We start from the raw sequence: 21,061 nt of genomic DNA on the forward strand, positions 1-21,061 counted from the left end.
GAAGACATGGCCCCGTTGCTGGAACTCGATCGCACGGACGTCCCTACCGCCGCCACCGACGACGACTTCGTGCTCGACATGCGGGTCGTGGAGTCCACGACCCCGCTGGTGGTCATGATGTGCAGCACGAGCGACGGTTGCGGCAGCAGCTGCAGCACGAGCGCCTGCACGACCAAGTCCTGCGACCCGGTCTGATCCAGGCCGCCTGATCCCGACGATGCCGTCGGCGCCCGCCTGGGCGCCGACGGCGCGGTTTCTTCGTTGAGGGGACGACGTTCGTGCCAGCTCCGCCCATCTTCCGTAGCGCCGGTGTGATCATGGTGCGCGCCTCCACGGATCCCGGCGATCTTGATGTGCCTTCGCAGCTGGACCTTGCCAGCGACGCCGCTGTGCTGGGCGAGGGCCTGCCGTGGCTGATGAAGACGTGGGCTCGTGCTGACGTCCGTGATGCCCTCACACTGGCGAGCCCCGCCCTCGCGCAACAGCTTGACCGCGTCAGCGCGGGTCCCGACACGGTGACGGCCAAAGTGGTTCGGCGGGCCGTCATCTCCGTCGCCGGCTACCTGCTGCGCTGGCAGCGGCGGGCGACACCGTTCGGTCTGTTCGCCGGCGTCACGATCGCCACCACCGGACCAAGCGGTGTGCAGGTAGGACGGCGTCACCGTGCGGTGGCGCGGGTCGACAGCGAGTGGCTGGCGGCCGTGATCGATCGGCTGGAGCAGCACCCGCAGCTGCGTCGTCACCTGCGAGTGATTACCGACAACACCGGTGTTGTTCGTGACGGCCGGTTTATCACCGCCCGCCGGGCCGACCCGGGCGGTGGCAAGGCGGTCCCGCTGCGCGACGCGTCCGTACGTTACACGGCGCCGGTGAGAGCGGCACTCGCCAGCGCCGCCGATGGCGTCCGGTACGACGATCTCGCCGCCGAGTTGGCCGAGCGGTTCCCCACGGCCCGGCCCGAACAGATCACCACCGTCCTAGACAACCTGTTGCGGCAGGGCGCTCTCATCAGCGCTCTGCGCCCGCCGATGACGGCCGTCGACGGTCTGACTCACGTGATCGAGACAGCGACAGCCGCTGGCGGCGAGCAGTTCGGCGACATCGCCGCCGTGCTGCGCGACCTGGAGATGGTGCGGCACCTGATCGAGGAACACAACACCCACGACGACCCACGGCAGGCGACCGCGCGCCGAGCCTCGCTCGCGCAGCGGATGCGCGGAGTCGTTGCCGCCAGCCAACACACGCTGGCGGTCGACACCCGCCTCGACGCCCAGGTCCGCATTCCCGAGCAGGTGCTGACGGAAGCGGTCGAGGCGGCGCATGTCCTGCTGCGGGTCAGCACCAAGCCGTTCGGGTCGACCGCCTGGCAGGACTACCGGTCCCGGTTCCGGGCCCGCTACGGCCAGGGAGCGCTCGTGACGGTGCGAGACCTGCTGGCCGACTCCGGGCTCGGCTACCCGACCGGCTACCTCGGTGCACCCCGCGCGCACCCGAGCTGGCGCAGCGTCAACGAACGCGACGCGACGTTCCTTGCCCTTATGCAGCGGGCCGCGCTCGACGGACGCGACGAGATCGTCTTGACCGACGCGGATGTCGAAGCGTTAACCGTGGGCGAGCCGGCAGACGTGATACCACCGGCACGTATCGAGCTCGGCGTGACGGTTCACGCCGCATCGATCGACGCCCTCGACCGGGGAGACTTCCGGCTCCGCTTCGCCGCGGCGCCGGGCGCGCCGACGAGTATGGTCGGCCGCTTCATCCACCTCTTCGACGACCACCAGCAGAGTCAGCTTCAGGCCGCCTGCGCGCCGGGCTCGCCGTACGGCGACGCGGTGGCGGTGCAGCTGTCGTTTCCGCCGCGTCGCCCGCACAACGAGAACGTCACCCGGGTCCCCCAGCTCCTGCCCGACGTCGTCGCGCTCGCCGAACACCCCACCGGTAATCCGATCCGCCTCGACGACCTGGCCGTCACCGCCGACGCCGACCAGATGTACCTGGTGCAGATATCCACCGGCCGCCGAGTCATCCCCCACATTCCCCACGCACTCGACACCATCGTGCAAAGCCCTCCGCTGGCACGCTTCCTCGCCGAGGTCGCCGACGCGCGCATCGCAGTGTTCGGCCCCCTCGACGTCGGTGCCGCCCGCACGCTGCCGTACCTGCCGCGCGTTCGCTATCGCCGCACGATTCTCGCCGCCGCACGATGGCTCCTCACCTCCGATCATCTGCCGTCGCGAGACGGCCACGGCTGGGACTCCGCGCTGCAGGCGTGGCGACGGCACTGGCGGGTTCCCGCCCGTGTCGTGCTCTGTCACGGCGAGTTCCGCCAGCCGTTGAACCTCGATGACCGGCTCGACCGTGCGTTGCTGCGCCATCGTCTGGCACAGGCCGAACGGGTGGAGCTGCGGGAGGACGCCCAGCCCGATGATCACGGGTGGATCGGCCGTGCCGCGGAGCTGCTGATCCCGATGCTCGCCGTCACGCCTGCGCGCCGGCCGCTGCCGTACCTCGCGCCGCCCGGCCGGCTTCAGGTGCCCGGCGGCGCGGGCGTGGTACAGGCGCGGCTGGCCGGCAACCCTGCGCGTTTCGACGACATCATCCGGCACCTCGCGTCGTTCACCGCGACGCTGCACGGCGAGGTGTACCGGTGGTGGATTCGGCGACAGCGCGACCTGGTCCGCATGGACGCCGACCAGCACCTCATCGTCGTGCTCCGGCTGACCGGGCGCGAGCACCACCCGACTGTCATCGCAGCTTTGGCCGCGTTCGCCGCTGACCTCGCCGCCCGTGGTCTGCCCGGCCAGTTGTCGCTCGTGCCGTACCAGGACCATCCCGGCCGCTACGGCTGCGACGAGGCGCTCGTCGCCGCCGAGGACGTGTTCGGCGCCGATACCACCTGCGTCATCGCCCAGATAGCAGCCGCCGCCGACCTCAACGTGCCGGCGCAGGCGCTGGCTGCCGCGTCCATGGCCCGGCTCGCCGCCGCGTTCGCCACCGACGGGACTTCGGGATATCAGGCCCTGCTCCAATGCCTGCCGCAGCAGACCGGGCCGCTGGACCGTGCACTGTGCGAGCAAACGCTACGACTGGTCGACCTACCTGTCGACGGGCGGCAGCCACAGTCACACACCGCCGGGAAGGCTGTCGTCGACGCGTGGCAGGCCCGCAGCACCGCCCTGCGTCGGTACTTCGACGCTCTCGCCGCGCAGCGTGACCCGTCCGGTGTCCTGCCGACCCTGCTGCGTGACCACCACATCCGTGCGCTCGGCGTCGATCCCACCTTCGAGCAGAGCACCAACCGTCTGGCTCGCGCCGCCGCACTGCGCGCCCTGGCCCGAACCACCCAGCAATGAACAGGCCAGCGACCACCACCACCGCCAGTGCCGAAGCCGGGACGCCGACGATGGAGGGTCCGGACGCCGTCCGCCAGTCGCTGGCCACCGGAGCGGCAGGCATCGCTCTGCTGCACCTCGAACGGGCCCTCGCCGGCACCGGATCCTGGGCAGACGCGCACGCGCAGATCCGGGCAGCGGCGACCGGACCGCTCGACGGCGGCCAACACACCGGCCTGTACTACGGCACCCCCGCCATCGCGTTCCTCCTGCACCGCGCCGCCGCGGCCGACGATCGCTACCAGACCGCGGCGGCGACCCTCGATGAACACGTGGCACGGCTGGCGCGCCGCCGCCTCACCGCTGCCACCGCCCGTTTGCGGCACGGTGGCGCCGGCTCACTCGGGGAATACGACCTCTTCTACGGCCTCACCGGCATCGGCGCACTGCTGATGCAACGCATGCCCCACAGCGACACCTTCGCCGACGTGCTGCGCTACCTGACGGTGCTGGTGCGCCCGCGTAAGCAGGACAATCGCCTACTGCCCGGCTGGTGGGCCGCCCACGACCCCGACCCGACCCTGCCGACACCCGGTGGGCACGCCAACCTCGGTATGGCGCACGGGGCGGCGGGCATCCTCGCCCTGCTGGCCCTCGCAATGCGTCACGGCCACATCGTGGACCACCACGCGGAGGCCATCGACCAGCTCACCCAACACTTCGACCGATGGCGCCAGCACGACGTCGACGGCGGCAGTTGGTGGCCGCAGTGGCTCACCCTCGACGACCTACACACCGGTCGCGTCAGCCAGCCCACACCAGGCCGGCCGTCCTGGTGCTACGGCACCCCCGGCATCGCCCGCGCACTCCAACTCTCCGCGATCGCCACGAACGACCCGGCCCGCCGCGCCGACGCCGAACACGCCCTCGCCGACTGCCTCACCGACCGTCACCGAAGCCGGCTCACCGACCTCGGCCTGTGCCACGGCCTCGCCGGTCTCTACGCCACCGCCCACCACGCCACCGCCGACGCTTTGGACCCCGCCCTCCACCACCAACTACCCGCCCTGGCCACCGCCATACAGACAGCCGCCCACCACCACGACCAGGACAGTAATGCCGGGCTGCTGACCGGCCACGCCGGCATCCACTTGGCCGCCGAAACCGCACGACACGGCACCACCCACACCGGATGGGACACATGCCTGCTGATCACCTGACCACCCCACTGGCCGCCAGCGTGCTCACCGTCCTCGCCGGCACCCCCCTGCAGACAGTCGCGGCGACCGCAGCCATCGATCCCACCGACCTCGCCGACGCCGTCGACACCTACCACCGCGCCGGCCGCGCCGCCCTCGCCGACGCCGAACACGCTGACGGCCACTGGTACCAAGTACGCGTCGAGTTTCCCGACTGGAACACCGCAGAGACGACCGCGGTCACCTCACTCGGCCCCCGCCTCGACCACCTTGCGAACGGAGGCGCCTGCGGCGGGTGGTGGTTCCTGCGCAAACATCCCTGCTGGCGCCTGCGCTTCACCCACGCCCACGTCGACGCCGTGAACCACGTCCTCGACGACCTCACCACCACCGGCGAACTCACCAGGTGGTGGCCCAGCCTGTACGAACCGGAAACCGCCGCCTTCGGCGGCACAGCCGGCATCCGCATCATGCACGACCTGTTCTGCGCCGACAGCCACGGCGTCCTCACCTACCTCCGCCAACCACAACCAGTCCTCGGCCGCCGCGAACTGTCCCTCCTCCTGCTCGGCGGCCTCTTGCATGCCGCCGGCCTCGACTGGTTCGAACGCGGCGACGTCTTCGCCCGGGTCGCCCAGATGCGCCCGATCGACCACATCACCGACAGCCACCTCGACGCGCTCACCGCCAACGTACGCGGCCTCCTCGCGGTAGCACCCGACACGGACAACGCCCTGTTCGCAGCCGACGGGGTAGTCCCCTTCGCCGCCCCATGGCACCGCGCGCACACAGACGCCGGACGCGCACTCGCCGCCGCCGCGGCAGCCGGCACCCTCCACCGCGGCCTCCGCGCCGTCACCAGCCACGTCGTGATCTTCCACTGGAACCGACTCGGGCTACCCGCCCACACCCAAGGCATCCTCGCCCGCGCCGCACTCGAAGCGTTCCTGCCGCGGAGCTGACCATGAACACCGCCCTCGACCCCGCCACCATCCGCGCCGCCGTCCGCCGTTTCCCACTGCTCGGCCGACCCCGACCCGCATGCCCCGCCCTGACCGACCGCGTCACCGAAGTCGCCGAACTCGCCGAAATAGCTGCCACGCACAACGACAACGGCATCGCCGAAGCGGCCCACGCCCTGAACAAAGCCGCGCTGATCGCCAGCGACTGCGGCCTGCCGGACCTCGCCTACCAATGGTGCTGGGACCACATCAACATCTACCGGCAACGCGGCATCCTCACCGCCCTGCAAGCCAGCTACCTGCTCGAACCCGTCCTCAACCTCGCCCGCCTACAGATCCGCGCCGACAACGGCCAGCCCGCACTGCACCTGCTCCAGGCGATGTACCAGGCCGTCACCACAGGCACCAACCTGGTCGTCGACGGCCGGACACTGCCACTGACCAACCTGACCGGCACGCGCGACGAGCTCGGCAAGCTGCGCCAGTGGACCTGGCTGCAACACCTCAGCGAAGGCATCCGCATCCTCGCCCTCGCCGGCCGGTGGGACGACGCCGTCGCACACGCCCACACACTCAACGGCATCGGCGGTCACCTCATGGAAGGACGACAAGCCACGATCATCGCTCACCTCCTGCGCGGAGACACCGACACCGCCCGCGTCATCCTCGATGACAGCGCCATCACCCAACCATGGGAACAACAGGTCGGCTCATGCCTGACAACGATGTGTGCAACGCCCGCGACAGCCGGCTCTGAAGTGTCCGCCATGGTCGAGCAGTTCCTCGCACAGGGACCCGTCACCGATTACGCCGTCTATCGCGTCCGATGGGGCCTCACGGTCGCCACGCTGTCCAGCAAGTACGACGAGGCCACCGCTCAACAACTCCTGCGCCACGTGGCCACTGAGGTCCTCGAAGAACCCGACGGATACGCCGCCCGGGAAGTCCTCGGCCACCGCACCGCCCTGCACCTCAAAGAGCCACATGAGCACGCTCTCGCCCACATCATGACAACAGCCGGTCTCAGGGCCGGCTCAATGTCCGAGGCAACCCTGCGGACTCTCCGCGAAGCAGTGCAAATCGCGAGCGATGCCCTGACATGCTCCGTCGGAAGTTGAGAGAAATGGGCGGACCCGAGTACGGCACAGCATCCGCGTCACGCCCTGCTTTCATCACACGATTCGGAACGCTGTGATGTCTACCCCATTGAGGCGGCCAACCTCGGCACGGCACCGGATCTATCAGATCCTCGTGCAACAGCCCGGGAGGCACTGGACGGTTCGCACACTGACCAATGCACTGGCGACGCACGCCAGCGTCAAAGAAACAGCCGTCCGCGACATGATCAACCTGCTGCTGAGCCTGCGACTGGTTGTCCTGATCCCGCATCAGCGAGCGATAACCGTCAGCCTGACCGCAACCGGCGAACGAGCCCTCACTGCCGCTGGGCCGCGCTCAGGCGTCGCCCGGGTCGAGCTGCCCTCAGCTCCACCTCCCTGCTGCGACAGGGCAGGCGGTGAAGGTCTCTCACCTCCACTCGAATCAACAGCACCTCACGGCGCACTCGGCGACGCGTGAAATCGGACCCCGGATCGGGCACCCACGCGCCTGAGCAGGGTCCGATTTCACGCGCCGACGACACATAGAACTGTGACCGCCCAGCATCAAGCGGAGATGCGCTCATCTGCGGCGATCCGCGCGTCGCTAAACGTGAGCGGGACGGCGCCCCGGCACGCACCCGGAACTGCCGAGATCAGTGCGTCAAAACAGCCCTGCGGAACTTCTCGGCGAAGTCGCGATACCCATTCGAGTAGGCGTCCTGCTCGCCTGCCGTGCGTTCGAGTTCCTGTCGGATCAGCCGGTCCGCAAGCTCGTAGTTGCCGTTGACTGCGGCTACGGCCGGCAACATGGCGAAGCGGACGTTGTCAAGGAGGAGATCAGAGCTGGCGATCTCACGGGAGAACGTGTTCCAGTCCGACCAGTGGTCGATGAAGGGCTGGCCGTAGGTCGCGACTGCATCAGCAAGGTCCTCCGCTACCGCCGCCAGATCGCCAGTCGCGGAGAAGTCCCACTGGACGAAGGTGTTCTGCGGCATCAAGTAGCCCAGGGGCCTGCTGACCGACGCTACGGGTGCCGGCCAACCGGCAGTGGGAACCAGGATGGCTTCTAGGGAGTCGTGCCTGATGCCGACTACGGGGTTGATATGCAGGACCTGAGGTAGCGACCACGTGGCGAGATTGAGTCCCAGCCATCCCGACGTTGCTCTGGAACCACTCGTCTGAAGCAGAAGACCTCTGCGCTTGGCGGCGAATCCGTAGCGGTGAAGCGCCGCAGCGCATGCGTCCTGACTCGCCCTTGCCAAGCTGGTCAACGTCCTCGTCCCAGTCTCTCGCCTTCGTCTGGGCCGCCGCGATTTGAGATGACGACACCCGGCCGACGCCGAGCGCCAGCATAGGAGACGAGAGACGCGCTTGATCTACCGCAGGTCGCGCGCCACCCGACGACGGTGTACGGAGACAATCGCCGCACACCGGCTCGTCAGGCCTTGAGCCCGTAGCTTGCAATGAACTCAAGGAAGTCCCGGGCGACGAGCTCGTCATCGCCGGCGTCGTGAAAGCGGAACCAGACCTGCTCGTGGCAGTGGCCGTCGCTCACCGGGAAGCCCCAGTGGTCGCCGGTGCCGACCGGGGCGACCGCGACGAAGCTGCGGTCGGGAAACTCCCGGTCGTTGAGGGTATGGAGGTCGTCCCACGACGAGGGCACCGGCACAATCGGGAATAACTCGACGAAGCCGAACGCGCCCCCGCCGTAGCGCATCATGAACGCCTTGTACTTGTCCGGCAGAGCTACCGCCATCTCCCGCTCGACGCTCGTAATTTCCTCCGGGGTGGCGGTATGGCCTTCGATAAGTGCCCACCCATACTCGGCTTGTTCCGCAGCCGACTTTCGACGAAGTGGTTCCGCCAGCGCCTCGAACTCCGCAAGCTCCATGCGCGGATACTACGCATCGGCCTTACGAACCGCCGGCTCACTCAACTGCCGCGAAGCGCTCGTCACGCAAGGTACCCCAGCCCACGGGTGCATCAGGGCGTGCCGATGAGTAGCGCCGGCTTCTCGTCAGACGACGGGATGGCGGAGGCGTCAAACGCCTGAAAAGAGCCTGAAGAAGCGGCTTACTCGCCGCGTGCCGTCGGTTCGGATCCACCGGTCTTCGCGAGCGAGAAGCTCTACTGCGCCGAGCTTGAGGATGGCCGCAGCCGAGCGTAGGTTGCGTTCATCGGTGCGAAACTGCACCCATGCCGCGCCATCGTCAAACGCCGCAGACGCCATCAACCGCTTCGTCCGGCGATTGACGCCGCTACCCCACAGTCGTGGCGACAGGTACGTCGACCCGATCTCCACACCGGCATCGTCGTCGGGGTCGAGGAGGAAGGAGCTAGTGCCTACCACGTCACCGGCGACTTCGATGACCCATGTCGAACGCAGGCCGTCAGCCAGGCGCCTCGCAAACCGGGTAGCCAGCGTGGCGGCTGAGTCCGGGGCCCCTCCGGGGATGTGTAGCCAGACGATCGGGTCATCCAGCACCCGGAACAGGTTTGGAGAGTCCCGCTCAGCGTTGTACGGGCGCAACACCACGTCACCGTCAACCATCGGGGTCCGCACCCTCAAGGGCCACTCCACCCAGGCATTATGCCCGCCAGAGCCAGTCGGCCTGCTGAAGCACACACGGAAGCCGGAACCATCAAGCGACGCGGTCGACGCGGTCGACGCGGCGGCCCACTCGGTGCACTCTCATGCCGCGACGAGGGCTTGAGGTCGCTCCGGTGCGCTGAGCGACCCCCGGACTCGGCCCGGCTTGAACGGGCTGCCACCCTCTCCGATTGCGGGTGCGGTCATCCGGAGCCAGCGCACCTTGGGCGAGGACAGCGGTCAGCGTACGGCGCGCTTCCAAGACGAACCACCGAGATCCTGAAGACTTCGTCACGGTGACGTCCAGGTGCTCTCATCTGCCGCCGCGCGGGCGTCAGGGGGCCGTACCTGCGAGACCGACACCGTCAGGCGACCGGTCGTGCCGATGTCACTACATCGGCTTCGGTCTCAACGTGGCGTTGCGGAACCCGGCGCCGGTCGCACCCACGGCGGTTCGCCCAGCAGTGCACGGCAAGCCGTCATCAGCTTCTGCTGGGCTTCGCCGATCCGGGCCTCGGCCTGTGTCATGTCCGCCTTGCCATCACTGCTCACGTCCAAGTCGCCGGCTTCCTGCGCAGCCTCCATCAACTCCAGGCCGGCGGCACTGACACCGGGATCGACCGAGCCGCTCGCCCGCACGCCCGCGAGGTGGTTCCCGGCCCAGAAGAGATTCTGGTCCTTTACCTGGTTCTCCAGATGGCCACAACCGGCACGGCTGGCACCGTCCGGGGTGGGCCGACTGGCAGATGGCTTTTCATCGGTGCAGGCGGTGAGGAGCAGGACGGCGCCCAGCATGCCCGCGGTGAGGAGACGGATCACGGGGCGAATCATAGGCCGGCGACCATGATGACCGGTGGCAACCCAATAGCCTCGGCGCGTGGATGACGAACTTCTTCGCCGGCTCCGCGCCGAACAGGCCCGGGCACTGCTCTACGACGCCGACCCCCAGCACGCGGTAATGCTGGCCTGCGACCTGCTGGTAGCCGGCGTGGACAGCGACGCCGTGGTGGCGCTCGCGGCAGAGTCAGCTCGGACACTGCCGGCGCATCACGCAAATCGACGCCTGGCGGCGGTCACCGCCGAACTCGGACTCCCGGAGCCGGAGCTACCGACGGCGGTGGCGCTGGTCGCGGCCGACACCTGCGAGCGGATCCTCGACCACAGCATCCCCGCTGAGGTGGGAACCCACCGTCTCTACGTGGTGGGACACGAGGGCAGCCCGCTGGACGACCTGCTCCCGACGGTCGCCGCCCTGGCCGCGCATCTCGAAGACGACCTCGACGGGCGGGCCGACGACGACCTGCAAACCCGGCTCGCCGCGCTGGCCCGGACCATCCTGAACCGCATGACAGCTGGAAATTCGGCTTGAGGCTGCGCTGCCCGGGGGAGGCATGGGCGACCGCCGACACGCGTGCGCCTGGTTGCCTGCTGCGCGACCCCATGCCCATGCCATGAAGATCGCTCACAGACCGCCCCGGCGATCGCAACCTGTCCAGGGCTCGGCTCTGGCAGCGGGCCGAGTACCGGCTGCGCATGCTCGCCGGACCGGGCGAGGAACGCAACCACCCCAAGCAGGCATTGCAGCTCACCGGCTACCGGTGCTGTGACCGGCGGGTTGTGTCCTGCGGGGCTGGACCGCAACGGTGTCAACTGTCGCCTCGATCAGCTGCTCGGAGAGCTCTCGCGCCACCAGCTGACGTGCACGGTTCTCGGCCGCCGGCCAACCGCGGCCCATAGATTCAGCCCAGCGCACCCACCCCAGCGCCCTGAGCACCACCCACGATGCGCTGGCCGTGGCGCCACGGCGTTCAGCGATCGGAAGGTCTGAGACTCAACTGCTAGCATCAGAAGCTCTTCGGCCTCACGTTCACGGCGTTTGCGGTGTGAGGTTGGGTTGTTGGTTGTTTCAGGCGGCCGGGGGGTTGCCACTTCGTCCGCGCGAGCGGTTGGAGTCCCCCGGTCGTTTCCACCGCTGGACAGTCGCGGGCAGGGGCAGCATGGAGATCCGGAACATCGGTGGTCAGCCGCACACCGACATCGCCGGGGCGGCCGAGTTCACACGTCGTTCCGAGGCGACGGTCCGACTCAAGACCTCACCCAAGCAACGCGAGCAGGGCTCTGGTTGGCCCGCGCCAGTCAAGCAAGACAAGAAGTCCTGGTTTCCCATCGACGAGCTGAATCGCGTCCGGGACATCCTACTGCCACAGATCGTCGAGTCCACGAGAGCACGTGTTCATCACGTTGACCTTGACGGCGACCCAGAGGAATTGATTTCCGCTTCCGAGTTTCGGAGACTTCTCGACATCAGCCAAGGGGCATGGGCCAGGTACGTCGATCTGAGCAGAGCGGCATGGAGACGCCAAGAGGATGGCTACCTGCCCTTCTTCGATGACGAAAAGCCGGCCCCCGTACAAGGCAAAGTTCGCTATTGGAAGCGCCGCCGCGCGCAAGAGTGGATCAACAACAGGGGCGCCAGTCTGCGAGATCCTGGACAGCCCGAGTGAACCACCGCTGCACTAGCTGACGAGCAATCGGATCACTCTCGTCTATTGAGTCACGCCGACCGCCTCCGCTATCCGGAAGTCCTCCTCCGGCCGGGCTAGGGCTCCGTTGCATTCTTCGACTTCAATCGGCGTGTCGCCCCGCAAAGCATGGCGACAGCGTCCGTCGCGAACAGCCCAGCAACCCGCCGTACCGACCGGGCACCCTGTCTAGCTGAGGTCAACAACCATCACCGGCGGAAGGGGTGGCGTTCGTGGCTTCCCGGAGGGCACTCCCAGGTGAAGGCCGACGACGGCTCAGATGAGGTCAACTGCGCCACGGTGGCAGCGGCCGAACGAATTCCGGCCGTAACACGAAAGCCGACTTAGCCGCATGCCACAACCAGGATTGCCGCCAATCACGCAACAACTGATTACTTTCCGTCACCAGGCATCCGCCTCACCATGCCTCACCACGGGCCACCCACACCTTTGGCCAACATTTGCCACCATGTCAAGCGAATCTTGGCACGAGATTCATACAGAATGCTCCACAGGAAAGTGCTCCCGAGTAGACAGACAAGCGCTCATCATGTATCATTAAATACATGAGGGAGGGGCGGCAACCCCCGACCGATTGACCAACAATTCCAACTACCTCACCTAAGGAAGTGCCGTGAGCGACACGATCAGCACCATTCCCCTGTCGGCCCGACACGCCTCCTTGGCGGATTTGACCGCCATCCTCAATCAGCAGCAGGGTCACAAGCTCGACATCGTGGCCGGCACCGGGATGCTGCGAGCCGAAGCCGGCCATCTGCGCATCACGGGGGCGGAGCCAGTCCTCACCGACACCGGGGTCACCTCCGCCGATGGGCTGTACCTGCCCACCGAACTCGGGGACGCCGGACTCGGCGAGAAGCTGGGCATCCCCACCGCCTACCTGCGCAAGACCCGCGCCCAGGCCCTGCACCTCTACGACACCAACGTCAACGGCTGGCTCGACCTTCAACACGGCAGGCGATACCTCGCCCGCTGCCTCTCCGACGGCAACGGCGGCGGCATCCTGCGCGCCTTCCTCAGCGACGGCTACAAGATCATCGACCACCTGGACGTGTTGATGTCCGTACTGACCGGCATCCGTGAGTCCGGGCTGCAGGTGAACCTCGCGTGCGACCTGAGCGAGCGGCGCATGGTCGTCCGGGTCCACTCCGAGGCGATCAAGTCGCTTGCCCCGACTCTGCTGCGTAACTACCGCAGCCCCTTCACCGGAGCGACCGGCGCGGACAACCCGACTGTCTTCGCTGGGCTCGTCTTCACCAACAGCGAAACCGGTTCCGGCGCGATGACCATCACCCCGCGTATCGTCGTTCAGGTCTGCGACAATGGCGTGACCGTCACCAAAGACGCCCTGCGTGCGGTTCACCTGGGCGCGAAGATGGACGAGGGCACGATCCGGTGGAGCAACGACACCCACGAGGCGAATCTCAGCCTTATCGGTAAGCAGGCCCGCGACGCCGTGCGCCGCTTCCTTGATGTCCGCTACGTTCGCCGCAAGATCGAGGAGATCGAGGAGAAGGCGGGCCGGCGCATCGCGGACCCGGACCACACCATCCGCGTCGTCGGGCAGCGGCTGCGCTTCACCGAGGACCAGCAGCGCCTGATCCTCAACCACTTCATCGACGGCGGGGACCGCACCGCCGGAGGCATGCTGCACGCGGTCACCAGCGCCGCGCAGACCCTCAACGACCCCGATGCCGCATTCGACATGGAAAGCGTCGGCATCCGTGCCATGGAGATCGCTGCCACGCTCTGACCGTCGGTCGGGTGCCGCCCCAGCGGCACCCGACCCCCGGCGGCCCGCACCCGCACTACCGCCGATGCACGCACGGTTCTCGTGTGCCATCCCGTGCCGATCTTCTTTCACCGATGGAGCACCCATGCCCATGTTCATCGGGCTGCCTCACGGCGTATCACTGCCCCGAAACCTCGCAGAGCCCGACGCGCGACACCTCGTATCCGTACTCGCCCGCACCTTTCAATGGACCGGCCCCCTGTTCGGCCGCGCGGAAGTCGAGGCGTACCTACACGCCCAGGCAGACGACCCCGCCACGCTGCCCAGCCCCGCACTGACCGACGAGGACTGGCGGCGCGTGCAAAACACTGCCGCGTGGAAACGGCTCGCCGCCGACGCCCGCCGCGCAATCGCCACAGCCGACGTCATCGGTCAAGCCCTCCGGCAAGCCGGCTGCTGCTGCACCCACTGCGACACCTCGATCTCCGGCCCACCAACCGCCAACTGGGGCCTGTGCCCCGTCTGCCTGAACCGAGCACAACTCGCCGACCTACAACTCATGCCGTGCCCCGCAGGCGACGGTGCCAGCAAACACCGCTGGGACGGCGGCACCTGCACCGACTGCACCATGCCGTCACCACCTAACCGCCCACACCTCACCGCCCTTGCCACAGTGGCCTGACTGATCAGCCCGGTCCCTTGACAACTCCACAGCGATCCACACGCAATCCACCACCGCGTTCGACAGAGGCCCCAGAAACCACCGGAGTGCTCTGGGCGGCAACCCCAGACGCGCCGGCTCCACCAACACACCCACAACCGAAGGGAGCACGACCCGTGCTCACGGAAACCGCACCCGCACCGCAGATTGACAGCGAAGCCCCCGGCGACTCCCCGGACGCCCTCGGTCTTCCCGGTATCGCCGAGGCAGCGACGACCGACAGCGACGCCCGGTCGCAAGGCACCGGCGACGACCAGGACATGCCCGAGCTGCCCGGCCGGCACTGCATGGTCGAGGTCGCAAACATCAAGCCCAACCCGGGTAACGCCCGCGACGACGCGCAGGCCCTCCCCGGCATCGTGCAAAACCTGCACCAGGACGGCGTTCGCGGCCTTCTCTCGCCGCTGATCGTCACGCCGCTCGGGCTCGGCGACGACGACGGTCCGTACCTCATCATCGACGGCGAACAGCGCTACTGGTCCGCCGTCGAAGCAAAGCAAAAGTGGATCCAGGTCATCGTCCGTGACGACCTGGCCGCCAACCGCGAACAGCTCATCAGCATGCTCCGGCAGGTCCACCGCACCGAACTCACCGCAGCCCAGCAAGCCCGAGGCATCCAGCAACTCGCCCTCGACGGCATGACCGACGACGACATCGCCCGACACACCGGCTACCGGCCAGAGCAGATCAAGGCCGGGCGGCAACTCGCCACCCTCGACAAGCGGACCGCCGAGCGCACGCACACCCTCGGGCTCGACCTCACCCAGGTCGCCGCGCTCGCAGAATTCGCCGACGAACCCGAATGCGTCGAAACGCTGCTGGACGAGGCCGAGAACGGACCGTTCGCCTTCGCCCGTGCCATCGAGCAATATCGCGGCACCCGCGCCGCCATCGCCGCAGAAGCCGCCCGCCGCGCCGAACTTGTCGCCGCCGGAATCACGCTGCTGTCCGAGCACCCCCGATACAACGACCCCAAGATCAAGGAGGTCAGCGACCTACGCGACGCCGAGGGCAACCACGTCGACCCCGAACGGCACAACGCCTGCCCCGGCCACGCCGTCCGACTGTTCCTCACCTACGACGACCGACTGACGGAAACCACCTACTGCACCGACTGGCGCGCGCACGGCCACGCCCTGCCCGCCTACGCCATGACCTCCACCCGCAGCGGTCCCATGACCGAGCAGGAAAAGGCCGAACGGCGAATGGTCATCGAGAACAACAAGGCCATGGAAGTCGCCAACACGGTCCGCCGTGAATGGTTGGCGACGTTCCTGACCGCCAAGACCCCGCCGAAGGGCACCGCGAAGCTCATCGCGGAGATGCTGGCCGACTCCGGCTACATCCTCTCCACCTGGGTCAACGGCGGCCGGAAGATGCTCGACGAACTCCTGTCACCGGGCAAGACCAAGCGACCCGGCACCAAACGCGTTCCCGCGCGCGGTGTCAGCGACGGCCGCTACTCGGTCATCTCGCTCACGGCAATCGCCGCCGCCAACGAAAGCGGCATCACCCGATCCTCCTGGCGGGCACCCGACCCGGCGGTCGCCAAGTGGTTGCAGTGGTGCGTCTCCAACGGCTTCCAAGTCGGCGAGGTCGAACAGCTCATCATCGACTCCGTCGCCAACCGCACCAAACAGCGCACCGACCTCAACGTCGTCACGGCCCCCGAGCCCGACGAGCTGCTCTCTGGACTCGACACCGACACCGCCGACAACGAGATCGCGCCTCAACCGGACGAGGAAACGCCCAGCCCCTCGGACGACACCGACAAACCTGCCGATTCCGAGCCCGAAAGCCGTCTCGCCGCCTGATACCGCCGGTCGGGGGCCACACCAGGCCCTCGACCGGCACCCCTCAACACCTTAGACACGCCCTCAACGCGCGTCGACGCCCTCCAGCCCGTACAACGAAGACCACCAGCCCTCCGATGGGCACTGCCGAAACACCAGCAACGACCCGCAGTCTGCGAAAGCCACCGATCAGCTCAGCCCCGCCCGCCTGCGCGCGGTGCCCGAATCCGGGGCGCATCGAGCGCCCGGCTCCGGACGAGGGGCGCTCACGCGCCGCCCCCTCGCCTCCCCCGGCTCCCCACTCCCCCGCCGTCCACCAGCACGGCACAACGATCCCTCGCCGGTCAGACCCACCTGCCCGACAGCACCCGAACGGACCGTCATGCCCACCCAGAACCCGAACCCGCGCCCAGCACTCAGCACCCCCAAGAAACACCTGCACGTCGTCCAATACTCCGGAGGCATCGGAAGCTGGGCCGCCGCCCAACGCGTCGCCGCCCAACACGGCACCGACCGACTCGTCCTACTCTTCGCAGACGTTTTGACCGAAGATCCCGACCTGTACCGCTGGCTTGACGACAGCAGCGCACAACTCGGCGTACCCATCACCCGCGTCGCCGACGGCCGCACCCCCTGGCAGCTCTTCCACGACGTCCGCTACCTCGGCAACAGTCGCATAGCCCCCTGCACCGTCACACTGAAAATCCGACCCTGCCGACGCTGGCTAGACGCCCACACCGACCCCGCGACCACCACCCTGTACATCGGCCTCGACGCCTCAACCCGCGACCGCCGCCGCGCCCCCGCCATCGCCACCGGCTGGAACCCCTGGACCACCCGCTTCCCCCTACTCGACCCGCCGCACCTGACCAAGCAGGAGCTGTTGGACTCCGCCCGGCAACTCGGCCTACGCCCACCACGGCTCTACGACCTCGGCCTACCACACAACAACTGCGGCGGAGCATGCGTCCGCGCCGGCAAACACCACTGGGCACGACTACTACACGTCCTACCCGACCACTACACCGCCGCCGAAGCAGCCGAAAACCAACTACGCGAAAAGCTCGGCAACGTCGCCATCCTCACCGAACAACGCCACCGCCAACGCCACCGACTCCCCCTGACCGAGCTGCGGCACCGCCTCGCCACCGGGCAGCAACCGTGACCTTCGCCCACCACCGCCAGCCGGAAAGTCGACGGCTGATGCAAACGCTGGCACCAGCATTCCCTGCGGCGCCACGGCAGCCCAGGCTTCGAGCCTGACCGATGGACGGTGGCGCCGGCCGCCGTCTCCGCAACGAGCTCACCGACCGCGCCAGACGGGCCGCGATCTCTCCCGCTGTCCTCAACCCAGATATTGCCTCGGTCCGCACTGGTCCAGACCGTTGCTCCCGCAGACAACGGCCGACCCGGCCGCTCGCTACGCTCGCAACCAGCCGCGTCGGCCTGCCAGCTCCGCCGTTCGCCCTACGATGGATCGCCCGCCACCACCGAACAGGCCCGCCGCCCAGCGAACAACGCTCTGACCTTGACAGAACTGCCGCCGAAGCGGGTATAGTAGTAGTTCTTCTGATAGAGATGGCGAACCTTCATCAGAAGCCCACACGGCGACCCCAAGGAGCAGCCATGCCGTCCAGACCCCTCACCGATTCCGAACGCGCGATGGCGCACCACCTACCGTTGTGTGGTCACTGGCAGTGCCACGCGACGCGACCCCAGCTACTCGACGCGCAGGCAGACGCGGTGATGGTCCGTGACTGCGCCGGCCAGTACCACCTGTTCCGCGACGGCACCGACCACGGCCTGATCCTCAAAGCCGACAAAGACCGCTGGTCGCTGACCCGAGAGCGTCACGCTCACATCGCCTCAGTCGAATGCGATCGATGGGAGTTCGTCGCCGAGTCGGACCCTGTGCGCCGGCGGATGGGACGCGTTGCCACGTGAGTACGTGGCACGGCACATGCCGAGCGGACGGGTGATGGCACGATGGGACACGCAGTACGGCCTGCTCGCCCGAGCCGCTCGCCGCCACCTTCGCGTTACCACCAGCAGCCCACCAAACCAGTGACGCCACCGGCGCGCGTCGCCGAATCCTGCGCCGTCAATGCTCGCAGCGCCGGGCCGTTGACGGGCAGGGCAACGGCCGGGGGGTTAGTTTGGCGAACTCCCCCCGGCCGCCTGGTGCCGACGCCACACAGGCCCCCAAAGGCCCATACGCCGAGCACGTGCCCGCATTCTACGACAGCCCGATCATCGAGCAACGAAGCAGTAAGCATGGTCAACGCCCGCCTCGAACGGCTCGCCCATCCCCTAGAGCCGCCCAACCGACCGATACGGCATCATCGGCGCATGCCCACCCGCGATGCCCACAGCGGTAACCACGTAGGTCGCACCCAGGCTGCGGCGATGCTCGGCATCTCCGTCAGCCACCTGGACCGGCTCTACGGCGAACGGGCCACCAACGGCTTCCCCGAGCGCGTCGACGGCACCAGATGGCGTACCGACGACATCGCCGCCTTCCAACTGCCTCGGGACAAGGCCCGACGCGCCGCCAGCGCCGCCGTGGACCGCAGCGGCGATCCCGACGAACTCGTCAACACCACCACCGTCGCGCACATGCTCGGCTATCAAAGCGTCGACTCCCTGCAAGGACGCAATCGGATCTGGCCACTCCTACTTGAGCGCGTCGACGACGAATCGCTCACTCCCACCGGCCGCAAGCGCCGCCGCTGGAGGCGCCGCACCGTCTGGGACATCGCCGACAGCCGCACCGGCCAAGGCGCGCCCCACACGGGACGCCCCCGGGCCACCCCCCACGGCCACCCAGACCGCTCCGGCGACCCCGACGAACTCGTCGGCACCGTCGAGGCCGCCCGCGTGCTCGGCTACAACCACCCGACCGCCCTGCCTGACGACGTGCTTCGCCAAGCAGACGAAGACACCACCGGCCCGAAAGGCCGCCACCGCCGCAAGTGGAAGCGCGCGACGCTCTGGGCGATCCTCGACCGGTCAGCGCAGCGACAGTAGCCCCCGGCAGACTCGACGCCCGCACCCACTCGCACTGCCCGCCGGTCGGTGGTGGGTCGCAGGCCCGGTCCTGACGGACCGGAAACCGGAAGCGGCCTCCGGCCGCACTGCCCAAACCCCTTCTTCCTTCGGTGGGGGCCCAACAGGCTAGCGACGTGCTCGCTCCGGTCAAGTCCGGGCGCGGCTCGCAAAACATCATGCACACCCCGCATGATCTTTTCCTCGAAACCCCGCGCCCGAACTTGACCTCCACTGCGCGCGCCGCGGGACGAGTGAACTCGCCCCCACCGCCGAAAGAAGTGGGGGACGCCGCCACGGCCGCACGTCGCGAGCTGGTCGGCGTAGCCACCGGCATCCCACCATCAAGATCGAAAATCCGGCGTCCGAACAGGACGGACACAGGTAGCCAACAGACGTCAAACCGGGTATAGTAAGAACTGTTCGGAGGGGACGGCGAACCCCCACCGCACACCACACACAAAGCCCCAAGGAGACGCATGGCAATCCATGACGACACCCTGCCAGCCATCGAAGGATACGGCTGCGCAACCTGCGGCCTACCCCTGACGGTCATCACCACCCACGGCGAGCAGACGTTTCACCACCCCGATCACAGCCCTCAGGGCCACGACCCCCGCCCCACCCCCCTCGCGCAACTCGCCAACTCGCAAATGATGTGCGACTTCTGCTCCGCGCCGCACCCCGTCGCAGCCTTCACCTTCGGCGACCTCGACGTGGCAATGTCGACCGACGCGGCTGGTGTGCGGATGCACAACCTCGGCAACAGTTGGGCCGCCTGCGAGAGCTGTGCCCGCCTGGTCGAGCAGCGCGATCCCGAAGGGCTCACCCGACGCGCACACAAGCGGGCTCGCCGCCATCATGGCCGGGTGGCAGGCGCGCGGGTGCTACGACCCCTGCACCAGGCACTGTTCGCCGCCACGCCCAACACTCCCGTACGGCGGCCTCTGTCGAGCCACGATGCGCCCCTCCCCGCCGTCAACTCCCTCAGCGAAGCCCCCGCCGCGCCCGAGTTTCGCTCACTGCGTCCGCAGATGCTGCCGAAGGTGCGGGATCGGCTGGTGCGCTTCTGGCGGACCTCCGGTCGGGGGTACCTACTCGACGTGGTCGCTGGCGGTGAGAGATACAAGGTCCCGGGGCACATGTTTCCCGGTGCCGACCTACACGCGCCGGCCGCATTCGTGGACGCCCGCGACCCCGAGCCGCTACGGCAGTACACCGCGCTCATGGCCAATCACGTCGAGAACGCGCGGATCTTCTGGATTGACCCCGACTTCACCACCCTCGCCGCGCACGCCGCACGCGACCTGCCGGACGTACGCATCGAGCCGGTGGAAATGCCCGCCCCCGACGGACTGCTCATCTGGCACACGCCGGTCTACCAGCCGACCGACCTGCAAACCGGCATCACGGTACCGATTATCGCGGCACAGTGGGGACCAGTCCCCGGCGGAGTGTGGATCACGTTCTACACCCCCGCCGAAGTCCTCGCGCAGGGCCGGCGACTCACCGAACCCGCCCTGCAAGGACTCCGCGAACGCATCGGATGGCTGGCCCCGGTCAGCACCGGCGCGGGACTGCGGTTCGGACAGCCCTACACGCCCGCCAGCGAACAGACCCGCCTCATGTTGTGCTCACTGATCGCCACGTGGATCCTCACGACGCAACCAGACGCGGAGATCACCGACGAGCCGGCCGACAAGGCGACCCGCAAGGCGTACCAGCGCACCAACCGGGCCGCCCCCCTCGTGCGACTCGTGCGGCTACGCCGCAAACAGCAGCCACAACGCGACGCCAGCGGCGACACGCCGACGCGCGTCTACACCCGCCGATGGTGGGTGTCCGGGTTCTTCCGTGAGCAGCCCTGCGGCCCCGGGCGGGCGCTACGACGCCGCACCTACGTCCGCCCTCACGTCAAGGGACCGGCCGACGCGCCGCTCATCCTGAGCCAGCAAGTACACATACTCGGCGACCCCGCAAATCAGAACAAGCCGTGACGGCACCCGGGGGAGTCGCTACGCACGACTCCCCCGGGCCGCGCCAC

At 68.0% G+C, this 21,061-nt stretch carries 18 protein-coding genes; 14 read left to right on the forward strand and 4 right to left on the reverse strand.

What is annotated here, in order from left to right:
- Positions 1 to 6: 6 nt before the first annotated feature.
- The 5 genes from ACN27A_RS14855 to ACN27A_RS14875 all read left to right on the forward strand — a co-directional run bounded on the left by ACN27A_RS14855 (position 7) and on the right by ACN27A_RS14875 (position 6,611).
- Positions 7 to 195, forward strand: coding sequence for an FxLD family lanthipeptide (locus ACN27A_RS14855; RefSeq protein WP_421453678.1), 189 nt, complete (start codon positions 7 to 9; stop codon positions 193 to 195).
- Between the two features lie 122 nt (positions 196 to 317).
- Positions 318 to 3,353, forward strand: a complete 3,036-nt coding sequence (locus ACN27A_RS14860) for a lantibiotic dehydratase (protein ID WP_421458472.1) — start codon at positions 318 to 320, stop codon at positions 3,351 to 3,353.
- Entirely contained in the window at positions 3,350 to 4,552 is a 1,203-nt protein-coding gene (locus ACN27A_RS14865) for a lanthionine synthetase C family protein (protein ID WP_421453680.1), read from the forward strand. The genes ACN27A_RS14860 and ACN27A_RS14865 overlap by 4 nt, the downstream gene beginning before the upstream one ends.
- Positions 4,534 to 5,493, forward strand: a complete 960-nt coding sequence (locus ACN27A_RS14870) for a thiopeptide-type bacteriocin biosynthesis protein (protein WP_421453683.1) — start codon at positions 4,534 to 4,536, stop codon at positions 5,491 to 5,493. Before ACN27A_RS14865 ends, ACN27A_RS14870 begins: the two co-directional genes overlap by 19 nt.
- Positions 5,494 to 5,495: 2 nt before the next feature.
- Positions 5,496 to 6,611 carry a hypothetical protein gene (locus tag ACN27A_RS14875; protein ID WP_421453685.1) on the forward strand — a complete coding sequence of 372 codons (1,116 nt, stop codon included), beginning with the start codon at positions 5,496 to 5,498 and terminating at the stop codon, positions 6,609 to 6,611.
- Positions 6,612 to 7,246: 635 nt separating this feature from the next.
- Here ACN27A_RS14875 and ACN27A_RS14880 read toward each other — a convergent pair.
- From ACN27A_RS14880 to ACN27A_RS14895, 4 genes are all read right to left on the reverse strand, one after another.
- A complete protein-coding gene (locus ACN27A_RS14880; protein WP_421453688.1) occupies positions 7,247 to 7,588 on the reverse strand; it encodes a hypothetical protein in 342 nt (113 codons plus the stop codon).
- A gap of 443 nt (positions 7,589 to 8,031) precedes the next feature.
- Positions 8,032 to 8,484 (reverse strand): SMI1/KNR4 family protein, encoded by a 453-nt coding sequence (locus ACN27A_RS14885; RefSeq protein ID WP_357580550.1) that lies wholly within the window; start codon positions 8,482 to 8,484, stop codon positions 8,032 to 8,034.
- 150 nt (positions 8,485 to 8,634) lie between these two features.
- Positions 8,635 to 9,144: a GNAT family N-acetyltransferase gene (locus ACN27A_RS14890; RefSeq protein ID WP_421453691.1), complete on the reverse strand. Its 510-nt coding sequence runs from the start codon at positions 9,142 to 9,144 to the stop codon at positions 8,635 to 8,637.
- Between the two features lie 447 nt (positions 9,145 to 9,591).
- Positions 9,592 to 10,002, reverse strand: a complete 411-nt coding sequence (locus tag ACN27A_RS14895; RefSeq protein ID WP_421453694.1) for a hypothetical protein — start codon at positions 10,000 to 10,002, stop codon at positions 9,592 to 9,594.
- 58 nt (positions 10,003 to 10,060) lie between these two features.
- On the opposite strand from ACN27A_RS14895, the gene ACN27A_RS14900 reads away from it, so the two are divergent.
- The 9 genes from ACN27A_RS14900 (at position 10,061) to ACN27A_RS14940 (ending at position 21,014) form a co-directional block, all read left to right on the forward strand.
- Positions 10,061 to 10,552 (forward strand): hypothetical protein, encoded by a 492-nt coding sequence (locus tag ACN27A_RS14900; protein WP_421453696.1) that lies wholly within the window; start codon positions 10,061 to 10,063, stop codon positions 10,550 to 10,552.
- A gap of 628 nt (positions 10,553 to 11,180) precedes the next feature.
- Positions 11,181 to 11,687, forward strand: a complete 507-nt coding sequence (locus ACN27A_RS14905) for a hypothetical protein (RefSeq protein WP_421453699.1) — start codon at positions 11,181 to 11,183, stop codon at positions 11,685 to 11,687.
- 652 nt (positions 11,688 to 12,339) lie between these two features.
- Entirely contained in the window at positions 12,340 to 13,479 is a 1,140-nt protein-coding gene (locus tag ACN27A_RS14910) for a DUF932 domain-containing protein (protein ID WP_421453702.1), read from the forward strand.
- A 124-nt stretch (positions 13,480 to 13,603) separates the two neighbouring features.
- The gene (locus tag ACN27A_RS14915; protein ID WP_421453704.1) at positions 13,604 to 14,140 is read left to right on the forward strand and encodes a hypothetical protein; all 537 of its coding nucleotides are present in this window, start codon (positions 13,604 to 13,606) and stop codon (positions 14,138 to 14,140) included.
- Between the two features lie 155 nt (positions 14,141 to 14,295).
- The gene (locus tag ACN27A_RS14920) at positions 14,296 to 15,993 is read left to right on the forward strand and encodes a ParB/RepB/Spo0J family partition protein (protein ID WP_421453706.1); all 1,698 of its coding nucleotides are present in this window, start codon (positions 14,296 to 14,298) and stop codon (positions 15,991 to 15,993) included.
- Between the two features lie 520 nt (positions 15,994 to 16,513).
- A complete protein-coding gene (locus tag ACN27A_RS14925) occupies positions 16,514 to 17,137 on the forward strand; it encodes a hypothetical protein (protein ID WP_421453709.1) in 624 nt (207 codons plus the stop codon).
- Between the two features lie 461 nt (positions 17,138 to 17,598).
- Positions 17,599 to 17,916 carry a hypothetical protein gene (locus ACN27A_RS14930; RefSeq protein ID WP_421453712.1) on the forward strand — a complete coding sequence of 106 codons (318 nt, stop codon included), beginning with the start codon at positions 17,599 to 17,601 and terminating at the stop codon, positions 17,914 to 17,916.
- A 330-nt stretch (positions 17,917 to 18,246) separates the two neighbouring features.
- Positions 18,247 to 18,999 (forward strand): hypothetical protein, encoded by a 753-nt coding sequence (locus tag ACN27A_RS14935; RefSeq protein WP_421453714.1) that lies wholly within the window; start codon positions 18,247 to 18,249, stop codon positions 18,997 to 18,999.
- Positions 19,000 to 19,496: 497 nt separating this feature from the next.
- Positions 19,497 to 21,014 carry a hypothetical protein gene (locus tag ACN27A_RS14940; RefSeq protein ID WP_421453717.1) on the forward strand — a complete coding sequence of 506 codons (1,518 nt, stop codon included), beginning with the start codon at positions 19,497 to 19,499 and terminating at the stop codon, positions 21,012 to 21,014.
- Positions 21,015 to 21,061: the final 47 nt, after the last annotated feature.

Origin of the sequence: Micromonospora sp. WMMD737 (assembly GCF_049179055.1) — a bacterium.
Classification (GTDB): Bacteria; Actinomycetota; Actinomycetes; order Mycobacteriales; family Micromonosporaceae; genus Micromonospora; species Micromonospora reichwaldensis.